The following is a 22,348-nucleotide window of genomic DNA, read 5'->3' as shown; positions in this document are numbered from 1 at the left end:
GATGTTTTAAGATGCTTAGATATTTTTATGCTTTCCTGTTAGCTTTCTGTTTTTTTACATCTAATGTACAAGCTGCTTCTATAGAAGAAATAAATCGTTTTGAAAAACTTATAACTGAAGGTGATGTAGTTAAGTGTACAACAGATTTCAGTGTGACGGAGAATAACGAAAAATATCAACTTAGCATTTTGGGAATAATGAAAGTCATTTACTCGGTAGAAAATGAAAAACGCTACCACACGACACAATATTATCGTTTAAATGGTTCCACAATATCCTTTGTCCGCCATGAGATGGATATCATTGTTACTCATGAAAAATCGAAGATAAAAGAAGAGATTGTACCTGACAGTGTAAAGGTATTTTATCCGTTAGCACCAGAGCAAGAAGCGATCTTAGCAGAAGCTGCACGGAAAACTGCCCCCGTGTTTATTGATCATGAAGATATCACATTTACGACATTTCCTGATTACCAGGTGAAAGTGAAATATCCCTCTATTTCAGATGTGGTGACTCAGTATTGCCGGGTGCAAATGAAAAAGTAGTGAATCAACCCGACGGCATAGTGCCGTCGGGAATATCAGGTTTACACCAGACTCTTCAACCGATAAATCCACTCCAGCGCCTGACGCGGGGTCAGTGAATCTGGATCGAGATTTTCCAGTGCTTCGACTGCTGGCGAGGTTTCTTCCGGTAATGACAGCAAAGACATCTGCGTACCATCAACCTGCGTAGCGGCCGCATTAGGTGAAATGCTCTCCAGCTCACGCAGTTTCTGCCGCGCGCGCTTGATTACCTCTTTTGGTACGCCCGCCAGCGCAGCAACCGCCAGACCGTAGCTCTTACTTGCCGCGCCGTCCTGCACACTGTGCATAAAGGCAATCGTGTCGCCGTGCTCCAGTGCATCAAGATGCACGTTCGCCACGCCTTCCATTTTCTCTGGTAGCTGTGTCAGTTCGAAATAGTGGGTGGCAAACAGTGTCAACGCTTTAATCTTATTCGCCAGATTTTCCGCACACGCCCACGCCAGCGACAGACCATCGTAAGTGGACGTCCCGCGACCAATCTCATCCATCAACACCAGACTGTACTCGGTGGCATTATGCAGAATATTGGCGGTTTCGGTCATTTCCACCATAAAGGTTGAACGCCCGGAAGCCAGATCATCCGCCGCGCCGACGCGGGTGAAGATACGGTCAATCGGACCAATTTCCACGCTTTGTGCCGGTACATAACTGCCGATATAGGCCATCAGCGCAATCAACGCGGTCTGGCGCATATAGGTACTTTTACCGCCCATGTTCGGACCGGTAATGATCAACATGCGGCGCTGTGGCGACAGATTCAGCGGGTTAGCGATAAACGGCTCATTCAGTACCTGTTCAACCACCGGATGGCGACCTTCGGTAATGCGAATACCGGGTTTATCAATAAAGGTCGGGCAGGTGTAGTTCAGGGTATAGGCACGTTCTGCCAGGTTAACCAGCACGTCGAGTTCTGCCAGTGCGCTCGCACTCTGTTGCAACGCTTCCAGATGCGGCAGCAGCAGGTCAAACAACTCTTCATAAAGCTGTTTTTCCAGCGCCAGTGCTTTGCCTTTTGAGGTGAGGACTTTGTCTTCGTACTCTTTCAGCTCCGGAATAATGTAGCGTTCAGCGTTTTTCAGCGTCTGGCGGCGCATGTAGTTAATCGGTGCCAGATGGCTTTGCCCACGGCTGATTTGAATGTAATAGCCGTGCACCGCGTTAAAACCAACTTTCAGCGTGTCCAGGCCGGTACGTTCACGCTCGCGGACTTCCAGACGCTCCAGATAATCGGTCGCGCCGTCAGCCAGCGCGCGCCACTCATCCAGCTCTTCGTTATAGCCCGGTGCGATAACACCACCGTCGCGCACCAGTACCGGCGGCGTGTCGATGATTGCCCGCTCCAGCAGATCGCGCAGTTCGGCAAATTCGCCCATTTTCTCACGCAGCGCCTGTACCGGTGCACTATCGACAGTTTCTAACTGTGCGCGCAGTTCCGGCAGTTGCTGGAAGGCGTGACGCATGCGAGCAAGATCGCGTGGGCGAGCGGTACGTAACGCCAGTCGTGCCAGAATACGCTCCAGATCGCCCACCTGCCGCAGTACCGGCTGTAATTCGGCGGTGAAATCCTGCAATGCGCCGATGGTCTGCTGGCGCCCAAGCAACACGCGGGTGTCGCGCACTGGCATATGTAGCCAGCGTTTCAGCATACGGCTACCCATCGGCGTGACGGTGCAGTCAAGCACGGAAGCCAGCGTATTTTCCGCGCCACCCGCCAGATTCTGGGTGATTTCCAGATTACGGCGCGTCGCAGCATCCATAATGATGCTGTCCTGCTCGCGTTCCATCGTGATAGAGCGGATATGTGGCAAGGTTGTGCGCTGGGTATCTTTTGCATACTGCAACAGGCAACCAGCGGCACAAAGACCGCGTGACGCATTTTCAACACCAAAACCTACCAGATCGCGCGTGCCAAATTGCAGGTTTAACTGCTGGCGCGCGGTGTCGATTTCAAACTCCCACAGCGGGCGACGGCGCAGGCCGCGACGACCTTCAATTAACGACATTTCAGCAAAATCTTCTGCGTACAGCAGTTCCGCCGGATTGGTGCGTTGCAGTTCTGCTGCCATCGTTTCGCGGTCAGCCGGTTCGCTCAGACGAAAACGCCCGGAACTGATATCCAGCGTCGCGTAACCGAAACCTTTACTGTCCTGCCAGATAGCCGCCAGCAGGTTGTCCTGGCGCTCCTGCAACAGGGCTTCATCGCTGATAGTACCCGGTGTGACGATACGGACAACTTTGCGCTCAACGGGCCCTTTGCTGGTCGCCGGATCGCCAATCTGTTCACAAATAGCGACGGATTCGCCCTGATTTACCAGTTTGGCAAGATAGTTTTCTACCGCGTGATAGGGGATACCTGCCATCGGGATTGGCTCACCCGCGGAAGCGCCACGTTTAGTCAGCGAAATATCCAGCAGTTGCGACGCCCGTTTCGCGTCGTCATAAAACAGCTCGTAAAAGTCACCCATCCGGTAGAACAGCAGGATCTCCGGATGCTGTGCTTTCAGCTTGAGATACTGCTGCATCATGGGCGTATGGGCTTCGAAATTTTCTATTACACTCATGGAGTTAGGTCCGGTTCCCTGATGTTAAATGTGGTGTGATGGTTTTTATTTTCGTTGTAATCACATAAGGCGCACATGATACCGGAGTTAATCATTTCAGGGGAAGACGCGAACGGTGAGTTCTTGATGCTGGTTCCGGGAAAGATGCTGTTTTGCAGCTTTTGCGTGTTGATTATGAAAACATTGCGTTGGTTGAAGAAACCTCCTCCTTCAGATCCATAGTCCCCTTTAAAATTAAGTTGTAATATAAATGCACCTTAAGAGTGTGGAGGCAGCATGTCCGGCAAGCGTATCTCTCGTGAAAAACTGACGATTAAAAAAATGATCGATCTTTATCAAGCGAAATGCCCGCAGGCGTCAGCGGAGCCGGAGCATTACGAGACGTTGTTTGCTTATGCGCAAAAACGGCTGGATAAATGTGTGTTTGGCGAAGAGAAACCAGCCTGTAAGCAGTGTCCGGTGCACTGTTATCAGCCTGCGAAGCGTGAAGAGATGAAGCAGATTATGCGTTGGGCGGGGCCGCGAATGCTGTGGCGTCATCCGATCTTAACCGTGCGTCATCTGATTGATGACAAGCGTCCGGTGCCGGAACTGCCAGAAAAATATCGCCCGAAGAAATAAATTTGCCGGAGGAGTTTATATTCCCCGGCAAATACGGCGCTTACGCTTTGGTCGCAATCAGGATTGCTGATGCCTTGATCAACGCAATAACGCGCGAGCCAGCGGTGAGTTTCATCTCATCCTGGCTTTCATTTGTTACCACCGCCACAATTTCAAAACCCGCATCCGTTTTGATATGGACAGTGGCATTCACTGCGCCTTCGGTGATTTTCGACACGCTGCCAGCAAACTGGTTGCGAGCGGAGAATTTCAGTCCACAGTCTTCCGTTGCCAGCGTTACCCACGGGGCTTTAATCAGGGCAATCGCTTCTTTCCCTTTTGCCAGCCCCAGGGCTTGCTGGCTGCTGTGGGTCACAATCGCCACCAGCTTAGCGCCACCTGCCAGCGTCAGTTCTACTTCATCATTCACCGCGCCCATTGCTACTGCGCTAACGGTTCCGGTTAATTGATTTCTTGCTGAAACGGCCATACTGCCTCCTTTCATTGAATGTTGACTGAGTATAACTAAATCTGTCAAACCAATGCCGCTTTATCAATTCCCAGCCGTTTCATCCGTGACAGCAGGGTGGTGCGTTTTAGCCCCAGACGTTGTGCAGCTCCTTTCGGCCCCGCAACTACACCATTGGTCTCTTTCAGTACACGGACAATCAGTTGATATTCATCTTCACCTTCCTGGGCGACGACCGTCGCGGCAGGCGGCGTTTCAGGTTCCGGTAGTGAGATATCGGGTAAAGAGAGTTGTAGAACGTTACCGCGAGTCAGCAGCACCGCGCGCTCAATGACATTTTCCAGTTCGCGGACGTTACCCGGCCATTCCATGTTGCTCAATATGCGCAGAGTCTCGGCTGGAATACTGTCAATATTGCGCCCCAGACGGCGGGCTATTTTGAAGGTGAAGGCTTTCGCCAACAGCGGAATATCTTCCGGACGCTCGCGTAGCGGTGGCAGATGAATCGGGAAGACATTCAGGCGGTAATAGAGATCGCTACGGAACTCACGGTCAGCGACCATTTTTTTCAGATCGCGGTTAGTCGCGGCGATTAAACGCACGTCCGTCTGAATAATTTTGTTGCTGCCGAGGCGTTCAAACTCCTGTTCCTGCAACACGCGCAGTAGCTTCGGCTGTAACTCCAGCGGCATATCACCCACTTCATCGAGGAACAGCGAGCTTTTATCCGCCAGTTCAAAACGACCGATGCGCTGGGTGCTGGCACCAGTAAAGGCGCCACGCTCATGACCAAACAGATCGCTTTCCAGCAATCCGGCAGGCATGGCGGCGCAGTTCATTTTCACCATTCGACGACCGTTTCGCTCACTCAGATTGTGAATTGCGCGGGCTATTAGCTCTTTTCCTGTGCCAGTTTCACCAAGAATGAGTACGGTGCTGTCGCTTTGCGCCACCATCTCAACCTGTTTGAGCACGCTATACATGGCTTCGCTGCGACCAATAATCTCGCCAAATTCACTATCCACATTGTTGAGTTGTTCTGTCAGGGCGAGGTTTTCATCAACCAGCCGCTCTTTCAGACGGTGGATTTCCTGGTAGGCAAGAGCATTATCCACGGCAATCGCCACACGTTCGGCAATCTGGCGCAGTAAACTCAGGTTGGTGGTGGTAAAGGTTTTCTCTTCACACTGTGCCAGTTTCAATACGCCCAGCATGGTATTACCAGACATCAATGGTAGCAGGCACAACGTCTGGATCTGGTTTCCCCAGGTGTCGAACAGCATGCGTTCGTAGGGGGCTAAATCATCTCGTTCGTGGAGATTAATCAGCAGCATCTCTTTGCTTTTAAATACGCGCTCGGTGAGGGTTCCGGCCTCATCAACTTCACTCTGTTCGTGAGTGGGATGCTGTTTATCAAGATAATGAGTGGAGTAAACGTTGAGTTTGTTTTTACGATGACTGCGTAAGACGATACTGATATCGTCGATATCGAAGTAGTAGTGGATCTCTTTCGCCACTTCGCTGACCAGTTCGTCCATGTCCAGGCGGGAGAGTACCGCATTGGTGATGGCGACCAGAATGCGGAAGTTATCCCGTTCCCGACATAACAGTTCGTAGTCGACGTTGTTGATGACGCGGCTCTGAATTTGCTCGGTGACAACAGAAACAATCTGCGTAAATGTTTGCAGGCGATTGAACTCTTTTTCGCTCCACGGGCGATCGTCATAACGAATAAATTCACAGCCACCAAAAATATGCCCTTCCGCTGCCTGTGGCATCAGGCAATAGTGACCAAATTTGGGATATAAACCGCTTGTGGCCAGTTGTGGCCAGGTTTCACAAAATTCTTCGTAGCTGCAATGCAGCGTATCAGGACGCGACAAAATGCTGCGCACCGGCCCATGCGCCAGAACGGTTTCGTCTTCGTATTTTATTGGGGGTTCTTTGTCACGCGACGCGTAATAAGTCGCACGTTGAGTCTGCGCTTGCCACAACACAATCGCCGCGTTGTCAGCGAGCGCAGAACGCTTTACCAGTTGCGAAAGAGCCTCACACAGCGAGGCCAGATCGGGCTGCTGCAATAGTGTCCGAGTGATGTCGAACAACCCTTGTTGCCCGAGATCACTCATCGGTGTATACGACATGTTGTTCTTCCAGGAAAGCACCGCTAAGCGGTGCAAAAGGTAAATGACAAATTAAAGGAGCTTTAGATTTTTATTAGCATATACGAGGCAGCGGTTCGGCGTGTGGTAGATCGAGAGTTCGTTTCACACCATAAAGCCCTGCAAGACGAACACCTTTACGTTCCACCACTTCGCCAATTAACGCAGCATCCTGTCCCAGTGGATGGGAATGCAGCGCCGCCAACACTTGCTCTGCCGCGTTACGCTCTACGGCGATCACCAGCTTGCCTTCGTTGGCAAAGTTGAGGGCATCCAGTCCCAGCAGTTCGCAAACCCCGCGCACGGCAGGTTTAACCGGCAGTGCAGCTTCTGAAAGTTCAATACCGCAACCGCAGGCTGCCGCGAATTCATGAACCACCGCGTTCACTCCACCGCGGGTGGCATCGCGCAGCGCCTTCACGCCGGGAATGTCACGCAGTGTCTGAATCAGAGGCGTCAGCACTGCACAGTCGCTGACCAGTTCGCCATCCAGCCCCAGTTGCTCACGCAGGTTAAGGATAGTTGCACCGTGGTCACCGAGCGTACCGCTAACCAGCAATACATCGCCTGCGGTCAGAGTTTGTGCGCCCCAGTGAATATTCGCCGGGATTGCGCCCATTCCTGCGGTGTTGATAAACAATTTGTCTGCAGCACCGCGTTGTACCACTTTGGTATCGCCAGTCACAATGGCAATGCCAGCCGCGCGGGCGGTTTCTGCCATGCTGGTGACGACCGCTTTTAGCGTCTCCATCGGCAACCCTTCTTCAAGGATAAAACCACAGGAGAGATAACGTGGAATTGCGCCGCTGACCGCAACGTCATTCGCCGTACCACAAATCGCCAGCTTGCCAATATTGCCACCAGGGAAGAATAGCGGGTCAATGACGTAGCTGTCGGTGGAGAAGGCCAGACGGTCGCCTTCCGCCACCAGTTGCGCCAGGTCAAGACGTGCCTGATCTTCCTGTTCCGCCAGCCACGGATTGGCAAAAGCTTCCATAAACAGGCTATTGATTAATTGCTGCATCGCCTGGCCGCCGCTGCCGTGGGCGAGTTGGATATTATTCACGCTTCACTCTCCTGCTGACGATACTGATACCACGCTGCACAGGCTCCTTCGGAGGAAACCATCAGCGCACCGAACGCGGTTTGAGGATTACAGGTGTTCCCAAATAACGGGCATTGATGCGGCTTACATTTGCCCGTCAATACTTCGCCACAGCGCGCGCGCGGATCATCGCAAACCTGCTGCGGAGCCGGGCGGAAATGCGCTTCAGCGTCAAACCGCTGATAGTCCGGCGTCAGGTGCACGCCAGAAGATTCAATCACGCCCAGTCCGCGCCATTCGCTGTCACCGTTAACGCAGAACACATCAGCAATCGCCTGTTGCGCCAGCAGATTACCGGCATCAGGTACTACCCGGCGATACTGATTCTCTACCTTGCTGTGAGCCGCTATTTTCTGCTCTACCAGCATCACTACGCCTTGTAGTAGATCAAGTGGTTCGAATCCAGCGACCACCAGCGGACGATGAAAATCGCTGGCGATAAAATTATAGGCGTCGGTGCCGATAACCATACTGACGTGGCCCGGCGCGAGGAACGCATCAATGCCATTGTCGGGTTGTTCCAGCAAACTGCGCAGAGTCGGGATCAGCGTAATGTGCTGGCAGAAGAAGTAAAAGTTCTGCACATCGCGGGCTTTCGCCTGTTGCAGAGTGATGGCGGTGGTCGGCATGGTGGTTTCAAACCCTAAGCCGAAGAACACCACTTTGCGGGTTGGGTTCTCCTGCGCCAGTTTCAACGCATCCATTGGTGAGTAGACAATACGCACATCGGCACCGCGCGCTTTTGCCTGTAGCAGCGACCCCTGTTTACCGGGTACGCGCATGGCGTCACCAAAGGTACAGAAGATGACTTCCGGATGGCTGGCAATTTCTACGCAAGTGTCGATTCTGCCCATCGGCAGTACGCACACCGGGCAACCCGGACCGTGGATAAACTCAACGTTTTCCGGCAGCAACTGGTCGAGACCGAATTTAAAGATGGCGTGGGTATGGCCGCCGCATACTTCCATAATGCGCAGTGGGCGCTCGGCGGTGTAAGAGAGATGTGAAGCACGTTCGCGCAGATGTTCAATTAACTGCATCACCTGTTCCGGCGCGCGATATTCATCAACAAAACGCATTATTTTTCCTCGCCATACAACAGCGCGCCGACATCCGGCTCAACGTCAAACATATTTTGTAAGGCGTCGAGGGTGTCGCGCGCTTCGGCTTCATTAATTACGCTCATGGCAAAGCCAACGTGAACCAGTACCCACTGACCCACGCGTGGCTGACCGTTTTCATCGCAACTGCCGACTAACGTTAAATCGACATCGCGTTGAATGCCGCAGATGTCGACCTTCGCCTGGTTGCCGTCAATGGTGCGAATCTGGCCGGGAACGCCTATGCACATCGCTGTGTCTCCAGCCAGTTCAACCACTGGTCCATCCCTTCGCCGCTGGTGGCGGAAATCAGGATGATTTCAATTTCTGGATTGACTTCGCGGGCGCAGGCGATGCATTTCTCAACGTCGAAATTGAGATACGGCAGCAGATCAACTTTGTTGAGCAACATCAGCGAGGCAGCGGCAAACATATGCGGATATTTCAGAGGCTTATCTTCACCCTCAGTGACCGAGAGCACCGCCACTTTGTGTTTTTCACCGAGATCGAAGCTGGCCGGGCATACAAGATTGCCAACGTTTTCGATAAACAGAATACCGTTATCGTCTAATGGCAGACGCGGTGCGGCGTCGGCAATCATCTGTGCGTCGAGATGGCAGCCTTTACCGGTGTTTACCTGAATTGCCGGTGTGCCGGTAGCGCGAATGCGCGCGGCGTCGTTAACTGTCTGCTGGTCACCTTCGATAACCGCACACGGAACGCTATCTTTCAGGCGCATTAAGGTTTCGGTCAGCAGCGTGGTTTTACCGGAACCAGGGCTGGAAACCAGGTTGAGCACCAGTTGGTTGCGGGCAGCAAAGCGTGCGCGATTGCGTTCAGCCAGACGGTTATTTTTGTCCAGCACGTCAATTTCCACTTCCAGCATCCGACGCTGGCTCATGCCCGGCGCGTGAGTGCCTGCTTCTCCGTGACCGTAATGCAGGTCGCCTTCTTCAGTCTGGCTGGGGGTAAATTCAGGCGCTTTAATGCCGGTGATTTTCATTTTCGGGCGTGCTGCCGGGGCAAAAGGCGCGCTACGAAACGCGGAATGAGGGTTATGTTCATCACCCTCGATATACAGGTTGCCTTCACCGCAACCGCATGTTGTACACATCGCTCACTCCTGGTCTATTTCTATCCGCCGAATCTGTAAACCGTCGTCTGCCACAATGCGCAGCATGTCACCATGACACTGTGGACAGCGGCGGACGCGCTGGGTCAGTAGCGTCACATACTGTTGGCATGTTTCACACCAGCATTCGGCCTCTTGTTCTTCGAGGTGCAGTTTACAACCTTCCGCCACGCTGCCGCGGCAAACCAGATCAAAACAAAAGGCAAGAGAGCTGGTTTCGACACAAGAAAATGCGCCAATTTTGAGCCAGACCCCAGTTACGCGTTTTGCGCCATGCTTTGCGGCCTGCTGTTCGATCAATTCCAGTGCCCGTTGGCAGAGGGTTATTTCGTGCATATCGCCTCCCATTAACTATTGCCAGCTATAAGCAATAATTGTGCCAGCGTTGATTATCGCTGCGGTGAATAATGTCGATGATGTCGAAATGACACGTCGACACGGCGTCGAAACTCAGTGGAATCATAAAAAATACTTAAATAACAATAGATTAAAAATTGGCACAAAAAATGCTTGAGGGCAGGCATCTCTGTTAAACGGGTAACCTGACAATGACTATTTGGGAAATAAGCGAGAAAGCCGATTACATCGCACAGCGGCATCGTCGCCTACAGGACCAGTGGCATATTTACTGCAATTCGCTGGTTCAGGGGATCACGTTATCAAAAGCGCGTTTGCATCACGCTATGAGCTGCGCGCCAGATAAAGAACTCTGTTTCGTTCTTTTTGAGCATTTTCGAATTTACGTCACCCTCGGGGATGGTTTTAACAGCCACACCATCGAGTACTACGTTGAAACGAAAGACGGCGAAGATAAACAGCAGATTGCACAGGCTCAGTTGGGCATTGACGGCATGATTGATGGCAAGGTCAACATCCGCAATCGCGAACAAGTGCTGGAACACTATCTCGAAAAAATCGCTGGCGTTTACGACAGCTTATACACCGCCATTGAAAACAATACCCCGGTGAATTTAAGCCAACTGGTAAAGGGACAAAGCTCGGCAGCATGAGCTGAGGCTTTGCCTGTGTTGCAGGCGTCATGCCTGTTTGGGGATGGGCGTGTCGATGAGTGTCGAAAATGACATTTCATCGGCATGTTTTCGTCAAAAATGACAATCACCTGAGGAATGCCTGGTGAATCGTTTTGTAATTGCTGACTCCACGCTCTGTATCGGCTGCCACACCTGTGAAGCAGCCTGTTCAGAGACGCATCGCCAGCACGGCCTGCAATCTATGCCGCGCCTGCGAGTGATGCTGAATGATAAAGAATCTGCACCGCAGCTTTGCCATCACTGCGAAGATGCGCCCTGTGCGGTGGTCTGCCCGGTTAACGCTATCACCCGCGTTGATGGCGCAGTCCAGCTTAATGAAAGTCTGTGCGTAAGCTGCAAACTGTGCGGCATTGCCTGTCCGTTTGGCGCAATCGAATTTTCCGGCAGCCGTCCGCTGGATATTCCGGCAAACGCCAATACCGCGAAAGCGCCACCGGCACCGCCTGCTCCGGCGCGTGTCAGCACGTTGCTTGACTGGGTGCCGGGTATTCGCGCAATCGCCGTCAAATGTGACCTCTGTAGTTTTGATGAACAAGGTCCGGCCTGCGTGCGGATGTGCCCGACCAAAGCCCTGCATCTGGTGGATAACACCGATATCGCCCGCGTCAGCAAGCGTAAGCGTGAGCTGACTTTTAACACGGACTTTGGCGATCTCACCTTGTTTCAGCAGGCTCAAAGTGGAGAGGCTAAATGAGCGCAATTTCACTGATCAATAGCGGCGTGGCGTGGTTTGCCGCCGCCGCTGTTCTGGCATTTCTCTTTTCTTTTCATAAGGCGCTAAGTGGCTGGATTGCCGGGATTGGCGGCGCGGTCGGTAGCCTGTACACGGCTGCTGCAGGGTTCACCGTGCTGACGGGTGCGGTCGGCGTGAGCGGTGCGCTGTCGCTGGTGAGTTTTGATATCCAAATCTCCCCGCTTAACGCGATTTGGCTGATTACCCTTGGTCTGTGCGGCCTGTTTGTCAGCCTCTACAACATTGACTGGCATCGCCATGCGCAGGTGAAATGCAACGGCTTGCAGATCAATATGTTGATGGCTGCCGCCGTGTGCGCTGTCATCGCCAGTAACCTGGGCATGTTCGTGGTAATGGCTGAAATCATGGCTCTGTGCGCGGTGTTCCTCACCAGTAATAGCAAAGAGGGCAAACTGTGGTTTGCGCTGGGGCGTCTTGGCACTTTGCTGCTGGCGATCGCTTGCTGGCTGGTGTGGCAGCGTTATGGCACGCTGGATTTGCGCCTGTTGGATATGCGCGTGCAACAACTGCCGCTCGGTTCCGATATCTGGCTGCTTGGCGTGATTGGCTTTGGCCTGCTGGCCGGGATTATCCCACTGCATGGTTGGGTGCCGCAGGCTCATGCCAACGCCTCTGCGCCAGCGGCAGCGCTGTTTTCCACAGTAGTGATGAAAATTGGCCTGCTGGGTATTTTAACTCTGTCGCTGCTGGGGGGGAACGCGCCGCTGTGGTGGGGGATTGCGCTGCTGGTGCTCGGCATGATCACCGCGTTCGTCGGCGGTCTGTATGCACTGATGGAGCACAATATCCAGCGTCTGCTGGCTTACCACACGCTGGAAAATATCGGCATTATCCTGCTGGGGCTGGGCGCTGGTGTAACGGGTATCGCGCTTGAACAACCGGCGCTGATTGCCCTTGGCCTGGTCGGTGGTCTGTACCATCTGCTTAACCATAGCCTGTTCAAAAGCGTACTGTTCCTCGGCGCGGGTAGCGTCTGGTTCCGTACTGGTCATCGCGATATCGAAAAACTGGGCGGAATTGGCAAGAAAATGCCGGTTATCTCCATCGCCATGTTAGTCGGGCTGATGGCAATGGCGGCGCTGCCGCCGCTGAACGGGTTTGCCGGTGAATGGGTTATCTATCAATCCTTCTTCAAACTGAGCAATAGCGGCGCGTTTGTTGCCCGTCTGCTGGGGCCGCTGCTCGCTGTGGGTCTGGCAATTACCGGTGCGCTGGCGGTGATGTGTATGGCGAAAGTCTATGGCGTAACCTTCCTCGGCGCACCGCGTACCAAAGAAGCTGAAAACGCCACCTGTGCGCCGATCCTGATGAGCGTAAGTGTGGTGGCTCTGGCGATTTGCTGCGTGATTGGCGGTGTTGCTGCGCCGTGGCTGCTGCCGATGCTGTCTGCTGCTGTACCTCTGCCGCTGGAGCCTGCTAACACCACCGTTTCTCAACCGATGATCACGTTGCTGCTGATTGCCTGCCCGCTGCTGCCATTCATCATTATGGCGATTTGCAAAGGCGACCGTCTGCCGTCACGTTCCCGTGGCGCGGCATGGGTGTGTGGCTATGACCACGAAAAATCAATGGTGATTACTGCTCACGGTTTTGCCATGCCGGTGAAACAGGCGTTTGCGCCGGTGCTGAAACTGCGCAAAGTGCTGAATCCGGTGTCGCTGGTGCCGGGCTGGCAGAGCGAGGGAAGTGCGTTGCTGTTCCGCCGGATGGCGCTGGTTGAACTGGCGGTACTGGTGGTGATTATTGTTTCACGAGGAGCCTGAGAATGAGTGTTTTGTATCCGTTAATTCAGGCGCTGGTGTTATTTGCCGTTGCGCCGCTGCTCTCCGGTATTACCCGCGTGGCGCGCGCCCGTCTGCATAACCGTCGCGGACCAGGCGTGCTGCAGGAGTATCGCGACATTATCAAACTGCTGGGTCGCCAGAGCGTTGGCCCGGATGCCTCTGGCTGGGTGTTTCGCCTGACGCCGTATGTGATGGTGGGCGTCATGCTGACTATCGCCACTGCGTTACCGGTAGTGACCGTCGGTTCTCCGCTGCCGCAACTGGGTGATTTGATCACCTTACTGTATCTCTTCGCTATCGCGCGTTTCTTCTTTGCCATTTCCGGTCTGGATACCGGTAGCCCGTTTACCGCTATCGGCGCGAGCCGTGAAGCGATGCTGGGTGTGCTGGTTGAGCCGATGCTGCTGCTTGGGCTGTGGGTCGCCGCACAGGTTGCCGGTTCCACCAACATCAGCAACATCACCGACACCGTTTATCACTGGCCGCTGAGCCAAAGTATTCCACTGGTGCTGGCGCTCTGCGCCTGTGCATTCGCCACCTTTATCGAAATGGGCAAACTTCCGTTCGACCTGGCGGAAGCCGAGCAGGAGTTGCAGGAAGGGCCGCTCTCTGAATACAGCGGTAGCGGCTTTGGCGTAATGAAATGGGGTATCAGCCTGAAACAACTGGTGGTGTTGCAGATGTTCGTCGGGGTGTTTATCCCGTGGGGACAAATGGAAACCTTCACCGCCGGTGGGCTGCTGCTGGCATTGGTGATTGCCATCGTCAAACTGGTGGTCGGTGTACTGGTTATCGCGCTATTCGAAAACAGCATGGCCCGTCTGCGTCTTGATATTACTCCGCGCATGACCTGGGCTGGTTTTGGTTTTGCATTTTTAGCGTTCGTCTCCTTGCTGGCGGCGTGATTAAAGAGAGTTTGAGCATGTCTGAAGAAAAATTAGGTCAACATTATCTCGCCGCGCTGAATGAGGCATTTCCGGGCGTCGTGCTGGACCACGCCTGGCAGACCAAAGATCAGCTTACCGTTACCGTAAAGGTGAACTACCTGCCGGAAGTGGTGGAGTTTCTCTACTACAAACAGGGTGGCTGGCTGTCGGTGCTGTTTGGTAACGACGAGCGCAAACTGAATGGCCATTATGCCGTTTACTACGTGCTGTCGATGGAGAAGGGCACCAGGTGCTGGATAACCGTGCGTGTCGAAGTTGACGCCAACAAACCAGAATATCCGTCCGTGACGCCGCGCGTTCCGGCGGCGGTGTGGGGCGAGCGTGAAGTGCGCGATATGTACGGTTTGATTCCGGTTGGCCTGCCGGATGAACGTCGTCTGGTGCTGCCGGATGACTGGCCGGATGAACTCTACCCGCTGCGTAAAGACAGCATGGATTATCGTCAGCGTCCGGCACCGACCACCGATGCTGAAACCTACGAGTTCATCAACGAACTGGGTGATAAGAAAAATAACGTTGTACCGATTGGTCCGCTACATGTCACTTCTGACGAACCGGGGCACTTCCGTCTGTTCGTCGATGGCGAAAACATTATCGACGCCGACTACCGCCTGTTCTACGTCCATCGTGGCATGGAAAAACTGGCGGAAACCCGCATGGGTTATAACGAAGTGACGTTCCTCTCTGACCGTGTTTGCGGGATCTGCGGCTTCGCCCACAGCACCGCCTACACCACGTCGGTGGAAAACGCGATGGGCATTCAGGTACCAGAGCGTGCGCAGATGATCCGCGCCATTCTGCTGGAAGTGGAACGTCTGCACTCGCATCTGCTCAACCTCGGCCTTGCCTGCCACTTTACTGGCTTTGACTCCGGCTTTATGCAGTTCTTCCGCGTGCGCGAATCCTCCATGAAAATGGCGGAGATCCTCACCGGGGCGCGTAAAACTTACGGTCTGAACTTGATCGGCGGGATTCGTCGCGATCTACTGAAAGATGACATGATCCAGACCCGCCAACTGGCGCAGCAAATGCGTCGTGAAGTGCGGGAACTGGTGGATGTGCTGCTGAGTACGCCAAACATGGAACAGCGCACCGTCGGAATTGGTCGTCTTGATCCAGAAATCGCCCGCGACTTCAGTAACGTTGGGCCGATGGTTCGCGCCAGCGGCCACGCTCGTGATACCCGTGCCGATCACCCGTTTGTTGGTTATGGCTTGCTGCCGATGGAAGTACACAGCGAACAGGGGTGTGACGTTATTTCGCGCCTGAAAGTGCGTATCAACGAAGTCTTTACTTCGCTCAATATGATCGACTACGGCCTGGATAACTTGCCAGGTGGCCCGCTGGCGGTGGAAGGATTCACCTATATTCCACACCGTTTTGCGTTGGGCTTTGCCGAAGCGCCGCGTGGTGATGATATTCACTGGAGCATGACCGGCGACAACCAGAAGCTGTACCGCTGGCGCTGCCGCGCGGCAACCTACGCTAACTGGCCGACTCTACGCTATATGCTGCGTGGCAACACCGTTTCTGATGCACCGCTGATTATCGGTAGCCTCGACCCTTGCTACTCCTGTACCGACCGCATGACCGTGGTCGATGTGCGTAAGAAGAAGAGCAAAGTGGTGCCGTACAAAGAACTTGAGCGCTACAGCATTGAGCGTAAAAACTCGCCGCTGAAATAAGGAATCGCCATGTTTACCTTTATCAAAAAAGTCATCAAAACCGGCACGGCGACCTCGTCTTATCCGCTGGAGCCGATTGCGGTTGATAAAAACTTCCGTGGTAAGCCAGAGCAGAACCCGCAGCAGTGCATCGGCTGTGCGGCCTGTGTCAATGCCTGCCCGTCAAACGCCTTAACGGTTGAAACCGACCTCGCCACTGGTGAGCTGGCGTGGCAGTTCAATCTTGGTCGTTGCATCTTCTGTGGCCGCTGCGAAGAAGTCTGCCCGACAGCGGCGATTAAACTGTCGCAAGAGTACGAACTGGCAGTGTGGAAGAAAGAAGACTTCCTGCAACAGTCCCGTTTCGCGCTGTGCAACTGCCGCGTCTGCAATCGTCCTTTCGCCGTACAGAAAGAGATCGACTACGCCATTGCGCTGCTTAAGCACAACGGCGACAGCCGCGCGGAAAACCACCGCGAAAGCTTTGAGACTTGCCCGGAATGTAAGCGCCAGAAATGCCTGGTGCCGTCCGACCGTATTGAACTGACTCGCCATATGAAAGAGGCCATCTGATGAGCAATTTATTAGGCCCCCGTGACGCCAACGGCATTCCGGTCCCGATGACGGTGGATGAATCCATCGCCAGCATGAAGGCGTCGTTACTGAAAAAAATCAAACGTTCTGCCTACGTTTACCGCGTGGACTGTGGCGGCTGTAACGGCTGTGAAATCGAAATTTTCGCCACGCTTTCGCCGCTGTTCGATGCAGAACGCTTCGGCATTAAAGTCGTTCCGTCCCCGCGTCATGCGGATATTTTGCTATTTACCGGCGCGGTCACCCGTGCAATGCGATCCCCTGCGCTGCGTGCGTGGCAGTCCGCGCCGGACCCGAAAATCTGTATCTCCTACGGTGCCTGCGGTAACAGCGGCGGCATTTTTCACGATCTCTACTGTGTGTGGGGCGGTACAGATAAAATCGTCCCGGTGGATGTCTACATTCCGGGTTGCCCGCCAACGCCTGCCGCCACGCTGTACGGCTTTGCGATGGCGCTCGGTTTGCTGGAACAGAAAATCCACGCCCGTGGCCCCGGCGAACTGGATGAACAACCGGCAGAAATCCTGCACCCGGAAATGGTGCAGCCGCTGCGCGTAAAAGTGGATCGCGAAGCGCGCCGCCTGGCGGGTTACCGTTACGGTCGCCAGATTGCTGATGATTTCCTGACGCAGTTAGGGCAGGGCGAAGAGCAGGTTGCACGCTGGCTGGAGGCGGAAAACGATCCGCGTCTGAACGAGATTGTCAGCCATCTGAATCATGTTGTTGAAGAGGCGCGTATCCGATGAGTGAAAAGGTGGTGTTCAGTCAACTGAGCCGTAAATTTATTGATGAGAACGATGCCACGCCTTCTGAGGCGCAGCAGGTGGTCTATTACAGCCTGGCGATTGGTCACCACCTTGGGGTTATCGATTGCCTGGAAGCGGCGCTTACCTGCCCGTGGGATGAATACCTGGCATGGATTGCGACACTGGAGGCGGGCAGCGAAGCCCGCCGAAAAATGGAAGGCGTGCCGAAATACGGTGAGATCGTCATCGACATTAACCATGTGCCGATGCTGGCCAATGCATTCGATAAAGCCCGGGCAGCGCAAACTTCGCAGCAGAAGGAATGGAGTACAATGCTGTTAAGTATGCTGCATGATATTCATCAGGAAAACGCCATCTATTTGATGGTGAGGAGATTGCGTGACTGACGTTTTACTTTGTGTTGGCAATAGCATGATGGGCGATGATGGCGCGGGCCCGTTGCTGGCAGAAAAGTGCGCCGCCGCGCCGAAAGGTAACTGGGTGGTGATTGACGGCGGTAGCGCACCGGAAAACGACATTGTCGCCATCCGCGAGCTGCGCCCGACACGACTGCTGATTGTCGACGCCACTGATATGGGGCTAAACCCCGGCGAGATCCGCATCATCGACCCGGATGACATCGCTGAGATGTTTATGATGACGACCCATAACATGCCGTTGAATTACCTTATCGACCAATTGAAAGAAGATATTGGCGAAGTGATTTTCCTCGGCATCCAGCCGGATATCGTCGGCTTTTACTACCCGATGACCCAGCCGATTAAAGATGCGGTGGAAACCGTTTATCAACGGCTGGAAGGCTGGGAAGGAAACGGCGGATTTGCGCAGTTAGCGGCGGAAGAAGAGTAGTTCTTCGTTAAGGAATTCAGGGAATTGAAAATCAGGACAGGGATGTGCGCTTTTTTATTGGGCTTTGTGCTGCCTGCGCAGGCCACCAGCTTTACCGAATATCTGCCGATGAGTGACAGCGAATACGCGCAAAAGCGTGCGCTGAAATCTCTCCTGACCATGCCTTATTTTACCGATCAAAACTGGCATTTTAGAAAAGTGGGCGTTGCTGGCGTGACGCTTGAGAAGATGCCAAATGAAGAGGATTACTGGCAATTAACCGCTAAAGACCGCGCTGGTAAATCCTGGTTTGTGCCTGTGGGTGTGCTGCAAAATATGGCGGGTAATGCGCAATTTTACCGTGCTGACCTCGATCGTAATGGCATTCAGGATTTGGTTATCTGGCGAGGCGTTTCGGGAAACGGGCTGGCGCCTTCCTCGTTTTTGATCCTGATGACCTTTAATCAGCAAGGTCGCCCGTGTGTTTTCCAGGTCGATGGTTTTTACACCGCAAGCAAAACTGGCGTAGATGATTTGCTGGATTTGCAAGGCAATGGTCACACGCAATTGCTGGATATGCAGTTTGATTCTGGTTACTGGATAACCAGTCTGTATCAGGTAAAAGACGCCAAATGGCAGCGCGTTCACGGCTGGTTTGGCAAGTTAAGCTATCCCGCTCTCACGCGTTTTGCTTATACCCCCAACCGTAAACTCATCATCAAACCCATCGCCGGGCGCGACCCGCAAACGGAAGATCTGGCGCTGACGCAGCGTTGTTTGATAAAGGGGGATGTGCTTGATGGGGTGAATCAGCTCTGACAGCAAACGCTAAATTGCCTGATGCGCTACGTTTATCGGGCCTGGATGGTTCGTGCGACGTGTAAGCTGCATCCGGCAGGGTTGCCTAATCTAAATCTTCACCATTACTGGCAATCACTTTTTTATACTGGCGACGATAAAACATTCATCAGAAAATTGATTCACTGCGATTCTCTCATTGCCTTACCGTCATCACATGTCATCGTCACTAGTGTCGATGACAGTGTTTTTGTCGGCCACAGAAAATTATTTTCCTTATATAACAGAAAATTAAAAACTGGCATGATTTATGAATGTATCGGCGCATTAACTGTCATTGCTGGAGAATTTGATGAACCGTTTCATCATTGCTGACGCGAGTAAATGTATTGGTTGCCGTACCTGTGAAGTAGCATGCGTGGTTTCTCATCAGGAAAATCAGGATTGCGCTTCGCTGACTCCGGAAACTTTTTTACCGCGTATCCATGTCATTAAAGGTGTGAACATTTCCACTGCTACTGTTTGTCGTCAGTGTGAAGATGCTCCGTGCGCTAATGTCTGCCCGAATGGTGCTATCAGCCGTGATAAAGGGTTTGTTCATGTCATGCAGGAACGCTGCATTGGTTGCAAAACCTGCGTTGTGGCTTGCCCGTACGGCGCGATGGAAGTGGTGGTGCGTCCGGTGATTCGCAACAGCGGCGCGGGGCTGAATGTACGTGCCGATAAAGCCGAAGCCAATAAATGCGATCTGTGTAACCACCGTGAAGACGGCCCTGCGTGTATGGCTGCGTGCCCGACGCATGCGCTGATTTGTGTCGATCGTAATAAACTTGAGCAACTGAGCGCAGAAAAACGCCGCCGCACGGCGATGATGTTCTAAAAATCTTACATAACTATTCTGGCATCAAAGGAATTCCCCGAAATATTCGTAGAATACGGAGCGGGCGATATTGCTGACCTGTGACTACCGGATGCGATGCTGTCGCATCCGGTAGGGTGGGTTATGGATTCATGATGGCGGGAATAACTCAATGGCAAAAAACACATCTTGCGGTGTTCAACTGCGTATTCGTGGCAAAGTGCAGGGCGTTGGTTTTCGTCCGTTTGTCTGGCAACTGGCACAGCAATTAAATCTTCACGGCGATGTCTGTAATGACGGCGATGGCGTGGAAGTCCGGCTGCTGGAAGATCCGCAAACGTTTCTTGTTCAATTGCATCAACACTGCCCGCCGCTGGCGCGTATTGATAGCGTTGATCGTGAGCCGTTTATCTGGTCACAACTGCCCACTGAGTTCACTATCCGCCAGAGCACAGGCGGCACCATGAATACGCAAATTGTTCCGGATGCCGCCACGTGCCCTGCCTGTCTTGCTGAAATGAATACCCTGGGCGAACGGCGTTATCGTTATCCGTTTATCAACTGTACCCACTGCGGCCCGCGTTTCACCATTATTCGCGCGATGCCTTATGACCGCCCATTTACCGTGATGGCAGCGTTTCCGTTATGTCCGGCCTGTGACAAAGAATACCGCGACCCGCTCGATCGTCGCTTCCATGCCCAGCCGGTGGCTTGCCCGGAATGTGGTCCGCATCTTGAATGGGTAAGTAATGATGTTCATGCCAAACAAGAGGCTGCTTTACAGGCTGCTATAGCACAGTTAAAAGCGGGAAAAATCGTCGCCATCAAAGGGATTGGCGGATTTCATCTCGCCTGTGATGCACGTAACAGTGACGCGATAGCAACACTACGAGCGCGCAAACATCGCCCGGCGAAACCGCTGGCGGTTATGTTGCCAACGGTAGAAAACCTACCAGAGGCTGTCCGTCAGTTGCTCACCACGCCTGCCGCGCCGATTGTGCTGGTGGATAAAAAATACGTTCCCGAACTTTGTGACGATATTGCCCCATGCCTTAACGAAGTTGGGGTGATGTTGCCTGCGAATCCACTGCAACATTTGTTGTTGCAGGAACTGCAATGCCCGCTGGTGATGACCTCCGGCAACCTGAGTGGCAAACCTCCGGCTATCAGCAATGAACAGGCGCTGGAGGATTTGCAGGACATTGCCGACGGATTCTTGTTGCATAACCGCGATATTGTGCAGCGGATGGATGACTCGGTAGTGCGCGAAAGTGGCGAAATGTTGCGCCGTTCGCGTGGCTATGTACCGGATGCGCTGGCTTTGCCGCCGGGTTTTAAAAATGTGCCGCCGATGCTGTGTCTTGGCGCAGATCTGAAAAACACCTTCAGCCTGGTGCGCGGTGAACAAGCCGTGTTGAGTCAGCATCTGGGCGATTTAAGCGACGATGGTATCCAGATGCAGTGGCGCGAAGCGTTACGCCTGATGCAGAACATCTACGATTTCACCCCGCAATGTGTTGTGCATGACGCGCATCCGGGCTATGTCTCCAGCCAGTGGGCGAGTGAAATGAATCTGCCGACGCAAACGGTGTTGCATCATCATGCTCATGCGGCGGCGTGTCTGGCGGAGCATAACTGGCCGCTGGATGGCGGTGATGTCATTGCTTTGACGCTTGACGGTATCGGTATGGGCGAGAACGGCGCTTTGTGGGGCGGCGAGTGCCTGCGGGTGAACTATCGTGAATGCGAGCGCCTGGGCGGCTTGCCTGCAGTGGCGCTTCCTGGTGGTGATCTTGCCGCAAAGCAGCCGTGGCGTAACCTGCTGGCGCAGTGCCTGCGCTTTGTGCCGGAGTGGCAGAATTATCCTGAAACGGTAAGTGTGCAACAGCAAAACTGGAGCGTGCTGGCGCGGGCCATTGAACGAGGCATTAACGCGCCGCTGGCGTCATCGTGCGGGCGTTTGTTTGATGCCGTGGCGGCGGCGCTGGGCTGTGCGCCAGCCACGTTAAGTTATGAAGGGGAAGCGGCTTGTACGCTGGAGGCGCTGGCGTCTTCATGCCACGGCGTGAAGCATCCGGTGACAATGCCGTTGGTCAATAATCACCTGGATCTCGCCATTTTCTGGCGGCAGTGGCTGAACTGGCAAGCTCCGGTTAATCAACGGGCGTGGGCGTTTCATGATGCGCTGGCGCAGGGGTTTGCCGAGTTGATGCGCGAGCAGGCTACGATGCGCGGTATCACTACGCTGGTATTCAGCGGCGGGGTTATTCATAACCGCCTGCTGCGTGCACGTCTGGCGCATTATCTCGCTGATTTCACATTGCTTTTCCCGCAGAGTTTACCTGCGGGTGATGGTGGATTATCTCTGGGGCAGGGGGTTATTGCTGCGGCTCGCTGGCTGGTGGAAGAAGTCCAGAACGGATAAAACGTGTTGCATTTGGACACCATTGCCGGATGCGGCGTAAACGCCTTATCCGGCCTACACATGTGCTCCCCGTAGGTCGAATAAGACGCGCCAGCGTCGCATCCGGCATTTTGGGCACAGTAGGCGGATGCGTCATGAACGCATTATGTGACCAACATAT

22 protein-coding genes and 1 pseudogene are annotated in these 22,348 nt (G+C 53.6%); 15 read left to right on the top strand and 8 right to left on the bottom strand.

Annotation, left to right across the window (positions count from 1 at the left end; all coding sequences use genetic code 11):
* Positions 1–11: 11 nt before the first annotated feature.
* Entirely contained in the window at positions 12–545 is a 534-nt protein-coding gene (locus A31E_RS09400; RefSeq protein ID WP_016249118.1) for a hypothetical protein, read from the top strand.
* 41 nt (positions 546–586) lie between these two features.
* On the opposite strand, the gene mutS is transcribed toward A31E_RS09400, so the two are convergent.
* Positions 587–3,148, bottom strand: a complete 2,562-nt coding sequence (gene mutS, locus A31E_RS09405; RefSeq protein ID WP_016249117.1) for a DNA mismatch repair protein MutS — start codon at positions 3,146–3,148, stop codon at positions 587–589.
* A 75-nt stretch (positions 3,149–3,223) separates the two neighbouring features.
* Between mutS and A31E_RS26105 the strand changes: the two are divergent.
* Together A31E_RS26105 and A31E_RS09410 are read left to right on the top strand one after the other, a co-directional pair.
* Positions 3,224–3,393: pseudogene (locus A31E_RS26105) on the top strand (hypothetical protein).
* A gap of 31 nt (positions 3,394–3,424) precedes the next feature.
* Positions 3,425–3,769: a nitrous oxide-stimulated promoter family protein gene (locus A31E_RS09410; RefSeq protein ID WP_001516949.1), complete on the top strand. Its 345-nt coding sequence runs from the start codon at positions 3,425–3,427 to the stop codon at positions 3,767–3,769.
* A gap of 40 nt (positions 3,770–3,809) precedes the next feature.
* Here the strand turns inward: A31E_RS09410 and A31E_RS09415 are convergent, their stop codons facing one another.
* The 7 genes from A31E_RS09415 to hypA form a co-directional block, all read right to left on the bottom strand.
* Complete coding sequence (locus A31E_RS09415; RefSeq protein WP_001516948.1) at positions 3,810–4,238, bottom strand: TOBE domain-containing protein; 429 nt, start codon at positions 4,236–4,238, stop codon at positions 3,810–3,812.
* A gap of 44 nt (positions 4,239–4,282) precedes the next feature.
* On the bottom strand, positions 4,283–6,361 hold the full coding sequence (gene flhA, locus A31E_RS09420) for a formate hydrogenlyase transcriptional activator FlhA (protein WP_001516947.1): 2,079 nt from the start codon (positions 6,359–6,361) through the stop codon (positions 4,283–4,285).
* Between the two features lie 73 nt (positions 6,362–6,434).
* Positions 6,435–7,445, bottom strand: coding sequence for a hydrogenase maturation carbamoyl dehydratase HypE (gene hypE, locus A31E_RS09425; RefSeq protein WP_001059917.1), 1,011 nt, complete (start codon positions 7,443–7,445; stop codon positions 6,435–6,437).
* Positions 7,442–8,563 (bottom strand): hydrogenase formation protein HypD, encoded by a 1,122-nt coding sequence (hypD, locus tag A31E_RS09430; protein ID WP_001212982.1) that lies wholly within the window; start codon positions 8,561–8,563, stop codon positions 7,442–7,444. Before hypD ends, hypE begins: the two co-directional genes overlap by 4 nt.
* Positions 8,563–8,835, bottom strand: coding sequence for a hydrogenase 3 maturation protein HypC (gene hypC / locus A31E_RS09435; RefSeq protein ID WP_000334875.1), 273 nt, complete (start codon positions 8,833–8,835; stop codon positions 8,563–8,565). The genes hypD and hypC overlap by 1 nt, the downstream gene beginning before the upstream one ends.
* On the bottom strand, positions 8,826–9,698 hold the full coding sequence (gene hypB, locus A31E_RS09440) for a hydrogenase nickel incorporation protein HypB (RefSeq protein WP_000337678.1): 873 nt from the start codon (positions 9,696–9,698) through the stop codon (positions 8,826–8,828). The genes hypC and hypB overlap by 10 nt, the downstream gene beginning before the upstream one ends.
* Before the next feature lie 3 nt (positions 9,699–9,701).
* A complete protein-coding gene (hypA, locus tag A31E_RS09445) occupies positions 9,702–10,052 on the bottom strand; it encodes a hydrogenase maturation nickel metallochaperone HypA (protein ID WP_001516945.1) in 351 nt (116 codons plus the stop codon).
* A gap of 212 nt (positions 10,053–10,264) precedes the next feature.
* Between hypA and hycA the strand changes: the two genes are divergently transcribed.
* The 12 genes from hycA to hypF all read left to right on the top strand — a co-directional run bounded on the left by hycA (position 10,265) and on the right by hypF (position 22,188).
* Entirely contained in the window at positions 10,265–10,726 is a 462-nt protein-coding gene (gene hycA, locus A31E_RS09450) for a formate hydrogenlyase regulator HycA (RefSeq protein WP_000158067.1), read from the top strand.
* A 124-nt stretch (positions 10,727–10,850) separates the two neighbouring features.
* A complete protein-coding gene (gene hycB / locus A31E_RS09455) occupies positions 10,851–11,462 on the top strand; it encodes a formate hydrogenlyase subunit HycB (protein ID WP_001079169.1) in 612 nt (203 codons plus the stop codon).
* Entirely contained in the window at positions 11,459–13,285 is a 1,827-nt protein-coding gene (gene hycC, locus A31E_RS09460; protein ID WP_001274366.1) for a formate hydrogenlyase subunit 3, read from the top strand. Before hycB ends, hycC begins: the two co-directional genes overlap by 4 nt.
* A gap of 2 nt (positions 13,286–13,287) precedes the next feature.
* The gene (gene hycD, locus A31E_RS09465) at positions 13,288–14,211 is read left to right on the top strand and encodes a formate hydrogenlyase subunit HycD (protein WP_001516944.1); all 924 of its coding nucleotides are present in this window, start codon (positions 13,288–13,290) and stop codon (positions 14,209–14,211) included.
* A 17-nt stretch (positions 14,212–14,228) separates the two neighbouring features.
* On the top strand, positions 14,229–15,938 hold the full coding sequence (hycE, locus tag A31E_RS09470) for a formate hydrogenlyase subunit HycE (RefSeq protein WP_001288146.1): 1,710 nt from the start codon (positions 14,229–14,231) through the stop codon (positions 15,936–15,938).
* 9 nt (positions 15,939–15,947) lie between these two features.
* Positions 15,948–16,490: a formate hydrogenlyase subunit HycF gene (gene hycF / locus A31E_RS09475; protein ID WP_000493799.1), complete on the top strand. Its 543-nt coding sequence runs from the start codon at positions 15,948–15,950 to the stop codon at positions 16,488–16,490.
* Positions 16,490–17,257 carry a formate hydrogenlyase subunit HycG gene (gene hycG, locus A31E_RS09480; protein ID WP_000067394.1) on the top strand — a complete coding sequence of 256 codons (768 nt, stop codon included), beginning with the start codon at positions 16,490–16,492 and terminating at the stop codon, positions 17,255–17,257. The genes hycF and hycG overlap by 1 nt, the downstream gene beginning before the upstream one ends.
* Positions 17,254–17,664, top strand: coding sequence for a formate hydrogenlyase assembly protein HycH (gene hycH / locus A31E_RS09485; protein ID WP_001291934.1), 411 nt, complete (start codon positions 17,254–17,256; stop codon positions 17,662–17,664). Before hycG ends, hycH begins: the two co-directional genes overlap by 4 nt.
* On the top strand, positions 17,657–18,127 hold the full coding sequence (gene hycI, locus A31E_RS09490) for a hydrogenase maturation peptidase HycI (RefSeq protein ID WP_000132959.1): 471 nt from the start codon (positions 17,657–17,659) through the stop codon (positions 18,125–18,127). The genes hycH and hycI overlap by 8 nt, the downstream gene beginning before the upstream one ends.
* A 42-nt stretch (positions 18,128–18,169) precedes the next feature.
* Positions 18,170–18,925, top strand: a complete 756-nt coding sequence (locus tag A31E_RS09495; RefSeq protein ID WP_001516942.1) for a hypothetical protein — start codon at positions 18,170–18,172, stop codon at positions 18,923–18,925.
* Positions 18,926–19,256: 331 nt separating this feature from the next.
* The gene (gene hydN / locus A31E_RS09500) at positions 19,257–19,784 is read left to right on the top strand and encodes an electron transport protein HydN (protein ID WP_001078778.1); all 528 of its coding nucleotides are present in this window, start codon (positions 19,257–19,259) and stop codon (positions 19,782–19,784) included.
* A gap of 151 nt (positions 19,785–19,935) precedes the next feature.
* Positions 19,936–22,188 carry a carbamoyltransferase HypF gene (gene hypF / locus A31E_RS09505; protein ID WP_016249115.1) on the top strand — a complete coding sequence of 751 codons (2,253 nt, stop codon included), beginning with the start codon at positions 19,936–19,938 and terminating at the stop codon, positions 22,186–22,188.
* Positions 22,189–22,348: the final 160 nt, after the last annotated feature.

The organism is Escherichia sp. KTE159 (assembly GCF_000408805.1).
Lineage (GTDB): Bacteria > Pseudomonadota > Gammaproteobacteria > Enterobacterales > Enterobacteriaceae > Escherichia > Escherichia marmotae.
This window is presented reverse-complemented; position numbering and strand designations above follow the sequence as displayed.